This is a genomic window from Pseudomonas sp. Pse35, from assembly GCF_024519715.1.
Classification (GTDB): domain Bacteria; phylum Pseudomonadota; class Gammaproteobacteria; order Pseudomonadales; family Pseudomonadaceae; genus Aquipseudomonas; species Aquipseudomonas paracarnis.
This window is the reverse complement of the sequence record NZ_JALJRP010000059.1, coordinates 1-9,775: the sequence shown is the minus strand read 5'-3', so window position 1 is coordinate 9,775 and position 9,775 is coordinate 1. Positions and strand designations below refer to the sequence as shown.

At 60.1% G+C, this 9,775-nt stretch carries 10 protein-coding genes; 8 read left to right on the top strand and 2 right to left on the bottom strand.

Features of this window, described 5'->3' with window-relative positions:
• Positions 1-47: 47 nt before the first annotated feature.
• Complete coding sequence (gene argH / locus OC445_RS26540) at positions 48-1,442, bottom strand: argininosuccinate lyase (RefSeq protein ID WP_220382923.1); 1,395 nt, start codon at positions 1,440-1,442, stop codon at positions 48-50.
• Between the two features lie 500 nt (positions 1,443-1,942).
• Between argH and OC445_RS26535 the strand changes: the two genes are divergently transcribed.
• From OC445_RS26535 to OC445_RS26505, 7 genes are all read left to right on the top strand, one after another.
• On the top strand, positions 1,943-2,689 hold the full coding sequence (locus tag OC445_RS26535) for a LytR/AlgR family response regulator transcription factor (protein WP_034129045.1): 747 nt from the start codon (positions 1,943-1,945) through the stop codon (positions 2,687-2,689).
• 138 nt (positions 2,690-2,827) lie between these two features.
• Positions 2,828-3,769: a hydroxymethylbilane synthase gene (gene hemC / locus OC445_RS26530; protein WP_034129044.1), complete on the top strand. Its 942-nt coding sequence runs from the start codon at positions 2,828-2,830 to the stop codon at positions 3,767-3,769.
• Positions 3,766-4,524: a uroporphyrinogen-III synthase gene (locus OC445_RS26525; protein WP_054896010.1), complete on the top strand. Its 759-nt coding sequence runs from the start codon at positions 3,766-3,768 to the stop codon at positions 4,522-4,524. The genes hemC and OC445_RS26525 overlap by 4 nt, the downstream gene beginning before the upstream one ends.
• 18 nt (positions 4,525-4,542) lie before the next feature.
• Positions 4,543-5,658, top strand: coding sequence for a uroporphyrinogen-III C-methyltransferase (locus OC445_RS26520; protein ID WP_034129042.1), 1,116 nt, complete (start codon positions 4,543-4,545; stop codon positions 5,656-5,658).
• A 5-nt stretch (positions 5,659-5,663) separates the two neighbouring features.
• Complete coding sequence (locus tag OC445_RS26515) at positions 5,664-6,905, top strand: heme biosynthesis protein HemY (RefSeq protein ID WP_034129041.1); 1,242 nt, start codon at positions 5,664-5,666, stop codon at positions 6,903-6,905.
• A gap of 236 nt (positions 6,906-7,141) precedes the next feature.
• Positions 7,142-7,663 (top strand): disulfide bond formation protein B, encoded by a 522-nt coding sequence (locus tag OC445_RS26510; RefSeq protein WP_034129040.1) that lies wholly within the window; start codon positions 7,142-7,144, stop codon positions 7,661-7,663.
• Positions 7,664-7,872: 209 nt separating this feature from the next.
• On the top strand, positions 7,873-8,331 hold the full coding sequence (locus tag OC445_RS26505) for an Rsd/AlgQ family anti-sigma factor (RefSeq protein ID WP_034129039.1): 459 nt from the start codon (positions 7,873-7,875) through the stop codon (positions 8,329-8,331).
• Positions 8,332-8,384: 53 nt separating this feature from the next.
• On the opposite strand, the gene OC445_RS26500 is transcribed toward OC445_RS26505, so the two are convergent.
• Complete coding sequence (locus OC445_RS26500) at positions 8,385-9,062, bottom strand: FKBP-type peptidyl-prolyl cis-trans isomerase (protein ID WP_181124097.1); 678 nt, start codon at positions 9,060-9,062, stop codon at positions 8,385-8,387.
• Positions 9,063-9,254: 192 nt separating this feature from the next.
• Between OC445_RS26500 and OC445_RS26495 the strand changes: the two genes are divergently transcribed.
• Positions 9,255-9,775, top strand: a 521-nt coding sequence (locus OC445_RS26495) for an AlgP family protein (RefSeq protein ID WP_262020445.1), incomplete at its 3' end; no start/stop codon positions are given.

The window sequence follows — 9,775 nt, the reverse complement described above, 5'->3', positions numbered from 1 at the left end:
TGGGGCCGCTGCGCAGCCCAGCGGGAGCAAGCTCCCTCGCCACAGTTTTAGCGGCTGGCGAGCAATGCCTTGCCGCGCACGACCGCCGCCTTGACCTGTGCCGGCGCAGTGCCGCCCACATGGTTACGGGCATTCACCGAGCCTTCCAGGGTCAGCACGGCAAACACATCCTGCTCGATCTGGTCGCTGAACTGGCGCAGTTCTTCCAGGCTCATTTCCGCAAGGTCCTTGCCGGTGTCCACACCGTACTTCACGGCGTGGCCAACGATTTCGTGGCAGTCACGGAACGGCAGGCCACGGCGCACCAGGTAGTCCGCCAGGTCGGTCGCGGTGGAGAATCCGCGCAGTGCCGCTTCACGCATGATCGCGTGCTTGGGCTTGATCGCCGGGATCATGTCGGCAAAGGCGCGCAGCGAGTCGCGCAGGGTGTCGGCGGCGTCGAAGAGCGGTTCCTTGTCTTCCTGGTTGTCCTTGTTGTAGGCCAGTGGTTGGCCTTTCATCAGGGTCAGCAGGCCCATCAGCGCGCCAAACACACGGCCGCTCTTGCCACGCACCAGCTCTGGCACGTCGGGGTTTTTCTTTTGCGGCATGATCGAGCTGCCGGTGCAGAAGCGGTCTGGCAGGTCGATGAACTGGAATTGCGCGCTGGTCCATAGCACCAGCTCTTCGGAGAAGCGCGACAGGTGCATCATCGCGATGCTGGCGGCGGCGCAGAATTCAATGGCGAAGTCACGGTCCGACACGCCGTCCAAAGAATTGCCGCCCACGGCGTCAAAGCCCAGCAGTTGTGCGGTGTACTCACGGTCGATCGGGTAGGTGGTGCCGGCCAGTGCAGCGCTGCCCAGCGGCATGCGGTTGGCGCGCTTGCGGCAATCGACCAGGCGTTCGTAGTCGCGGCTGAGCATTTCGAACCAGGCCAGCAGGTGGTGGCCGAAGGTCACGGGTTGTGCGGTCTGCAGGTGGGTGAAGCCGGGCATGATGGTGTCCGATTCACGCTCGGCCTGCTCCAGCAAGCCTTTTTGCAGGCGGGTGATTTCGCCCAGGATCAGGTCGATCTCATCGCGCAGCCATAGGCGGATATCGGTGGCGACCTGGTCGTTACGGCTACGGCCGGTGTGCAGTTTTTTGCCGGTCACGCCGATGCGATCAGTGAGGCGTGCCTCGATGTTCATGTGCACGTCTTCGAGGTCTACGCGCCAGTCGAACGTCCCTGCCTCGATCTCACCGCGGATGATGGTCAGGCCGTCGATAATGCTGTCACGCTCGGCGTCGGTCAGCACGCCGACCTTGGCCAGCATCGTAGCGTGGGCGATGGAGCCCATGATGTCGTGGCGGTACAGGCGTTGATCGAAGGTGACGGAGGCGGTGAAGCGCGCGACGAAGGCGTCGACGGGTTCACTGAAGCGGCCGCCCCAGGACTGGTTGGTCTTGTCGGTGCTCATGGATTCGCTCGTGATCTGCTTAAAAGAGGCATGAAGGTGTGCAGGCGATCATAACAGGGTTGCCCGTGGAGGCGGTGCTGCGGGTGGTCGGCAATTTTTTTGTGTAAGAGATGGCTAAGTGCCTTGCCGCCGACCGCATCCAGGACGAGACTGGTGACAGGTACTTATTGAAACGATATTTGACGATTGAGCAATGTCGCCTCACTGAGCGTCTACAGTTGGACTGATAGTGTGTGAATGCACCAAAGTCGGGTGATGCGGTCATAACCAGACTATCCATTAAACAGGGGGGTATTCGGATTGTTTATCAGTGAACCCTACGACGATGCCCGAATGCAGCGGGTCTTGGGCGCTATTGAACAGGTCCGGGTAAATTTGGGTGCCATTCTCAGGGCACTTTTTGCCGCTCGCGCTAGTCTTAGCGTGGATCGCTGTGACGTCAGTCACCGCACCTGTCTACGCTATCCTTGTGCGAGACTCACGCAGGAATCCAGCGCAATATGAATGTCCTGATCGTTGATGACGAACCCCAAGCCCGCGAGCGACTGAGCCGTCTGGTCAGTGAACTCGAGGGTTATTCAGTCCTTGAACCGAGTGCCACCAGTGGCGAGGAGGCGTTGACGCTGATCGACAGCCACAAGCCCGATGTAGTGCTGCTCGATATCCGGATGCCGGGCTTTGATGGCCTGCAGGTCGCCGCCCGCCTGAGCGAACGCGAATCGCCGCCTGCCGTGGTGTTGTGTGCGGCGCAGGATGAGTTTTCTGCACAGGCGCTGGAAGACAGCGGTGTCAGTTTTCTCGTCAAGCCGGCCACTGCTGAAGCCTTGCTCAAAGCCTTGAAAAAAGCCGAGCGTCCCAGCCGCGCCCAACTGGCTGCCTTGACGCAACCGGCTGCGCAAAGTGGTAACGGGCCACGCAGCCATATCAGCGCGCGTACCCGCAAGGGCATCGAACTGATCCCACTCGGCCAGGTGGTCTACTTTATTGCCGATCACAAATACGTGACCTTGCGCCACGAGACCGGTGAAGTGTTGCTCGATGAGCCGCTCAAGGCGCTTGAAGACGAGTTTGGCGAGCGTTTCGTGCGCATTCATCGCAACGCGCTGGTCGCCCGTGAACGTATCGAGCGCCTGCAGCGCACGCCCCTGGGGCACTTTCAGTTATTCCTGAAGGGGCTCAATGGTGATGCGTTGATCGTCAGCCGACGCCATGTCGCTGGCGTGCGCAAAATGATGCAGCAGCTTTAGCCCAAGGGCTGCGGCGCGGTCTGCATTCCTTATCCCGGTGCGGCGTGGCCAGGGAGGCCCCGCACTTGCTGATTCAAATCAAAGCGTATTTGCCTGAGCTGTTATTATCCGCCGTATCTATTCAGTACGGATTGATCCATGTCCTCTCGCGAAATCCGCATCGCCACCCGTAAAAGCGCCTTGGCCTTGTGGCAGGCCGAATACGTCAAAGCACGCCTTGAGCAGGCCCATCCCGGCCTCAAGGTCTCCCTGGTGCCCATGGTCAGTCGCGGCGATAAGCTGCTGGACTCGCCACTGTCCAAAATCGGCGGCAAGGGCCTGTTCGTCAAGGAATTGGAAACTGCGCTGCTGGATAACGAAGCCGACATCGCCGTGCATTCGATGAAAGACGTGCCCATGGACTTCCCTGAAGGCCTGGGCCTTTTTTGTATCTGCGAGCGCGAAGACCCGCGCGACGCCTTCGTTTCCAACACCTTCGCGTCTCTGGACGAATTGCCGCCAGGCAGTATCGTCGGCACCTCCAGCCTGCGTCGCCAGGCCCAGTTGCTGACGCGGCGTCCCGACCTGCAGATCCGCTTTTTGCGTGGCAACGTCAACACGCGCCTCGCCAAGCTGGACGCCGGCGAATACGACGCGATCATCCTCGCCGCTGCCGGCCTGATCCGCCTGGGCTTTGAAGACCGCATCACCTCGGCCATCAGCGTCGAAGACAGCCTGCCAGCTGGCGGGCAGGGTGCAGTCGGCATCGAATGTCGCACCGCCGACAGCGAAATTCACGCACTGCTCAAGCCTCTCGATCACGCGGACACCGAAGTGCGTGTTACCGCCGAGCGTGCCTTGAACAAACACCTCAACGGTGGCTGCCAAGTGCCCATCGCCTGCTATGCCGTACTCGAAGGTGAGAACCTGTGGCTGCGTGGCCTGGTCGGTGATCCGGACGGCGGTAACCTGCTGACCGCCGAGGTGCGTGGGCCGCAGCGTGATGCCACGGCACTGGGGATTCAGGTTGCCGAGGAACTGCTGGAAAAAGGCGCGGGTGCCATTTTGCAAAAAGTCTATGGCGAGGCCGGCCCGCAGTGACCAAATGGCGAGTGCTGCTGACGCGGCCTGCCGAGGAGTCGACGGCCGTGGCGGCGTTATTGGCCAAGAGCGGCATTCACAGCAGCTGCCTGCCTTTGCTGGAGACCGAAGCCTTGCCGGTGACTGCTGAGCAACGCGCGGTATTCGGCGCGCTGCCGCGATATTGTGCCGTCATCGTGGTGAGCAAGCCGGCTGCACGCCTGGCGTTGCAGCGGTTGGGGGACAGTGTGCCGCCAATGCCCTGGTTCAGTGTCGGCGCGGCGACGGCACAGATACTGGCCGATCATGGCCTCAAGGTTCACTATCCCGCCACTGGCGACGATAGCGAGGCCTTGCTTGAACTGCCCGCCTTGCGCGAGGCTATTGCACTGCCGGGCGGCCGGGTGTTGATCCTGCGCGGCGAGGGCGGGCGTGAGTTGCTGGCAGAGCGTTTACGCGAGCAAGGTGCTAGTGTCGATTACCTGGAATTGTATCGGCGTTTTCTTCCGGTGTATGAAAAGGGCGCGTTGATGCAACGCATCCAGTTGGAACGCTTGAACGGCCTGGTGGTCAGCAGTGGGCAGGGTTTTTTACACCTGCACGCGTCAGCCGGCCCCGATTGGCCAGAGGTGGCACAGCTGCCGTTGTTCGTGCCCAGCCCGCGTGTATATGAAATGGCGCGTGCTGCGGGTGCAGAAAAAGTTGTGGATTGTCGCGGCGCGAGTGCCGCGGCTTTGTTAGTGGCGTTAGGGAGCTATCCCGTTCCCACTCTCTGATACGCAAAGGACGGATACGTGAGCGAAACAGCCTTGCCTAAAGATGAAGCTCAGCCCGCGCTTGATGCGCCGGTCGAGACACCGGTCAGCGCGCCACGCCGTGGCAATGGCCTGGCCGTCGTCGCCTTGCTGTTGGGCGCTGCGGGCGTAGCCGCCGGCGGCTGGGGGATCTGGCAGGTCCGTGCCCTGCAAGCCAGCAGCCAGCACCAACTGGGCCAGGTGCAGACCCTGGATGACCAGTCCCAGAGCCTCAAGCAAGGCCAGCAACAGCTGGCCGCCCGCCTGGCGCAGTTGCCGGGTGCGGATGAGCTGGAAGAGCGTCGCCGCCTGGTCACGCAGTTGCAGGGAGATCAGCAGCGCCTCAACCAGCGTCTGGAAACCGTGTTGGGTGCCAGCCGCAAGGACTGGCGCCTGGCCGAGGCCGAGCATCTGATCCGTCTGGCCAGCTTGCGTTTGTCCGCCTTGCAAGACATTAACAGCGCCCAGTCGCTGGTCCAGGGTGCCGACGAGATTCTTCGCGAACAGAGCGACCCAGGGGCTTTCGCTGCACGGGAGCAATTGGCCAAGAGCCTGGCCGCGCTGCGCAGCACCGAGCAACCGGACCGTACCGGCCTGTACCTGCAATTGGCTGCCTTGCGTGACCAGGTGGTGCAACTGGCGGCGATTGCCCCGGAGTATCAGCTCACGGAGCCTGCTTCCCAGGGGCGCCCCACCAGCGATACGCAGAACCAGTTGAGCCAGTGGTGGGAGCAGATCTCCCGTTATTTCCGCATTGACTTCAACCCGGATGACAACATCCGTCCCTTGCTGGCAGGCCAAGGCCTGAACCAAGTGCGCCTGGCCTTGAGCCTGGCACTGGAGCAAGCCCAATGGGCTGCGCTTAACGGCGAGGCGGCCGTCTACAGCCGCTCGTTGGGGGAAGCGCGCAGCGTGTTGCAGGACAACTTCAACCAGGACAACCCGCAGAGCAAGGCGATGCTGGCGCGCATTGCCGAGCTTGAGCCCAAGGCCGTGTCCGTGGTCACGCCTGACCTGGCCGCGAGCCTGGCCGCTGTGCAGGCGTACCTTGAGCGTCGTCATCTGTCGGCCGACGAAGCCAAGGCCGCGGCTGGCAAACCGGCGACCCAGGAGTAGAGCTGATGAAGCGTTTCTATGTGATCCTGGTGCTCGCAATTGCGCTCGCCCTGGCCCTGGGTGTAGGCATTTCGAAGCACACCGGCTACGTGTTGATTACCTATCCTCACCTGCTGCATTACGAATCAAGCCTGTGGGCGACATTGGTGGCGGTGTTTGCCATCGGCCTGGCGATTTATCTGGTCCGCGTGTTGTGGAGCCTGGTCACCACATCCGGTGGCGTGGTCAACCCCTGGTCACGGCGCAATCGCAGCCGCCGTGTTCAGATCGCTATCGAGCAAGGCCAGATGGACCTCGCCGAGGGACGTTGGGCCAGTGCGGAGCGCCACTTGCACCGCGCCGCCGAAGCAGAGCGTCAGCCGCTGCTGTATTACATCGGTGCCGCCCGTGCGGCTAATGAACAGGGCCGTTATGAGGAATCCGACGGCTTGCTGGAGCGCGCTCTGGAGCGCCAGCCCCAGGCCGAACTGGCCATTGCCTTGAGCCACGCGCAATTGCAGATGGATCGAGGTGATACGGAAGGCGCGCTGGTCACTCTTCAGGCGATGCATGAGCGTCACCCGCATAACGCGCAAGTGCTGCGACAACTGCAACGCCTGCATCAACAGCGTGGCGATTGGTCGTCTGTGATTCGCCTGCTGCCTGAGCTGCGCAAGGACAAAGTCTTGCCCGCCAATGAACTGGCCGAGCTGGAGCGTCGCGCCTGGGGCGAGAACCTGAGCCTGGCGGCCCAGCGTGAAGAGCAAGGCGAAGCAGGGTTGCAGTCCTTGGAACGCGCATGGGAGCAACTGACCACTGCCCAGCGCCAACAGCCACAACTGGTGTTGGCGTATGCCGACCAACTGCGTCGATTGGGCGCGGATGCCAAGGCCGAAGAAGTGCTGCGTGGTGCTCTCAAGCGCGGTTATGACAGCCACTTGATCCGGTTGTACGGCCTGTTGCGCGGCAGTGATCCTGCGCGCCAATTGAAGTTTGCCGAAGGCTGGCTCAAGGACCACCCAGGCGATGCCAGCCTGTTGCTGACGCTGGGCCGTCTGTGCCTGCAAAACAGTCTGTGGGGCAAGGCGCGGGATTATCTGGAAAGCAGCCTGCAAGTGCAGCGCAATCCCGAAGCCTGCGCCGAATTGGCTCGCCTGCTGGCCCAATTGGGCGACACCGAGCGCAGCAACCAGCTGTTTCAGGAAGGCTTGGGATTGCTCGACAATCGCCTGCTGTCTTCGCCGCTGCCGGTGCCTGCGCGAGCTTGAAGTAGGAAAGGGTGAGTGGGTTGGCTCGGACCGATCCGACACCCGCTCCTTCAACGCTTGAAAACACTCGGTTTAACTGGCCTTGTTACTAATTCCTACTTGTTGTAACTGAATTTCCTCGGGCCCGTGGCGGGATGTCCTTATGTTTTCGAGGAAATGTCTGCTCTAGGGCGTATTGAAAGGGGTCGGGCCTTTCCTCTACCGTAGCGACCTATCTCTTGCAGTGCGGATAAACAATGTCTTTGGCCCCTTTACGCTCTTTGTTTTTCCTGGCGTTCATGGCGGGTGCGCTGACGTTGGGCGCGTCTTTCTACCTTCAATACGGCGCGCTGCTACGACCTTGTTTTCTATGCCAGGTACAGCGCCTGTTCCTCGCGTCTTTTGCCTTGATCAACCTGATTGCCGCACTTCACAGACCTGGGCGTTCCGGCCATTGCCTCTACGGGCTGGCGAGCATGGCCTGTGCGTTGCTGGGCGCCATCACCGCAGGCAGGCAAGTGCTGTTGCAGAACAGGCCGGCAAGTCAGGTCGGGGATTGCTGGCCCAGCGTGCAGCACATGCTTGAAAACCTGTCTGTCTGGCAGGCAATGCGCTCGGTGTTCAATGGCACGGTCGATTGTGTCGAAATCAACTGGACGCTGTTTGACCTGAGCCTGCCTGAGTGGAGTCTGTTGTTCTTCGTGGCGATGCTGATCCTGGGGTTCATGCAGGTGTCACGGTTGTTGTTCGACAGGCATTTGCGCCTCGCAACGCCTTGAAAACAAGACTCAGGTTGTAGGAGCGGATTAAACACTTGTATGAACATTCTCTCCTGCGTACCTTGAAGCCATAGTCATGCGGGCATAATCTGGCCCGCACGCGTTATCCAAACCGCTTGTCAGACACGGCCTTGTCCGTCTGCTGCTTCATCCTTGAAGTGTTGCGCAGGTACAGAGCTGCGGCGCCCCAATAGGGAAGAGAGATCATCATGTTGGAAAGTTGTCAGAATGCTCAGGAACGCTGGGGTGGGGTGCATAAGCTGATCGATAGATGGCTGTTGGAGCGCCACGAACTGATTCAGGCCTATGACACTCTTGGTGCCCATCCCGATGCATTGGCTGAGAAGCAAAAGCCTCTGCAAGAATTCTGCGGGTCTTTGGTGGACTACGTGTCTGCGGGTCATTTTGAGGTTTATGAGCAGCTGACCGGCGAAGCGAAAGCCTTCAATGACAAGCGCGGATTGGAATTGGCCGAAACCCTTTACCCGCGCATTGATGTGATCACCGAGAAGCTGCTGGCCTTCAATGATCTGTGTGATGAAGGCAAGTGTGTTGCTGAAAAATTCAAGGAGCTCGGCGGTCTGCTCCATGAGCGTTTCGAGCTGGAAGATTGCCTGATCGAAGTGTTGCACACGGCCCACAAACAAAAGGCTGCTGTCCAGGCCTGACCCTCGGCGGGGAGATACAAAACGGTGCGCATGTCGCACCGTTTTTTTATGGGTCAGTGGCGAGTGCCGAGTAGTTCGATCTCGAACACCAGCGGCGTATAGGGGGGGATCAACTCACCTGCGCCGTCTGCGCCATAGGCCTGGGCTGAAGGAATCACCAGACGCCATTTCGCACCCACCGGCATCTGTTGCAATGCACTGCTCCAACCGCTGATCACGCTGTTGAGGCGAAACCATTGCGGTTGCGTACTTTTGTCGAAGACAGTTCCATCAGGCAGTCGGCCCACGTATTTAACCTGCACTTCATCGCTGGCCAACGGCTTGTCGCCAGTGCCCGCTACCAGCTCGGTGAGCAGGATCCCATCGGCCAACTGACGAACCCCGACGGTGGCTTTTTCCTTTGAGAGAAATTGCTGCTCGGCAGCGAGTGCTTTTTCGCTTTGAGGTCGTTGGGCGTCGGCGGCGTTCTGCGCTTCGTGCTGTGCGAGGATCTGTTCGATGCGCGCGTTATCCAGCGCCAGTGGTTTGCCCTGGTAGGCTTGCTTGAGTCCGTCGAGCAGAGCCTGTATCTGCAGGTCGGGGACTTCCTGGCGCAACCGTTCGCCAAGGCTTGCGCCCAGGCTATAGGCAAGATCGTGTGGGGTTGCGGCGGTGGTGTTTGAAGAGGGTTGCTCGCTTGCATCGGCCACGCAGATCGCCAAGCCGAACACTAGAAAAAGGTAACGCGACATGGGCATTCTCCCGGCGAAAGTGCGACGGATTATGCCAGTGCGGCTGCGTAAAAAGTGACGTGGTTTTCCGTTATATCGATAAGAATTTTCGCACGTTGCAACGCAACGCAAACGATACTGTCAACATGCCCTAGCGGCGGTAAGAGCAGAGGGCTAGTATGAGCCGCACCCACGTCAGCCAGGAGGTAAACCATGTCGGCCAAACAGAAGCCTGTAAATACCCCGTTGCACTTGCTCCAACAACTTTCGGGCAGCCTGCTCGAACATCTGGAAAGCGCGTGCTCCCAAGCCTTGGCTGATGCAGAAAAACTGCTCGCCAAACTGGAAAAGCAACGCGGTAAAGCGCAAGAAAAACTGCACAAGTCCCGCACCAAACTGCAAGACGCCGCCACTGCCGGCAAGTCCAAGGCGCAAGCCAAAGCCAAAGGCGCGGTCAAAGAACTTGAAGAGCTGCTGGATGCTCTCAAGGATCGCCAAGCCGAAACCCGCAGCTACATTTCCCAACTCAAAAAAGACGCTCAAGAAAGCCTGAAATTGGCCCAAGGCGTTGGCCGTGTGAAGGAAGCCGTAGCTAAGGCACTGGGTGCTCGTACGCCTGCAAAAGTAGCCGCGAAGCCAGCCGCTAAAACTGCTGCCAAACCAGCCGCTAAAACCGCTGCTTCCAAACCAGCCGCCAAGCCAGCCGCTAAAACCGCTGCTTCCAAACCAGCCGC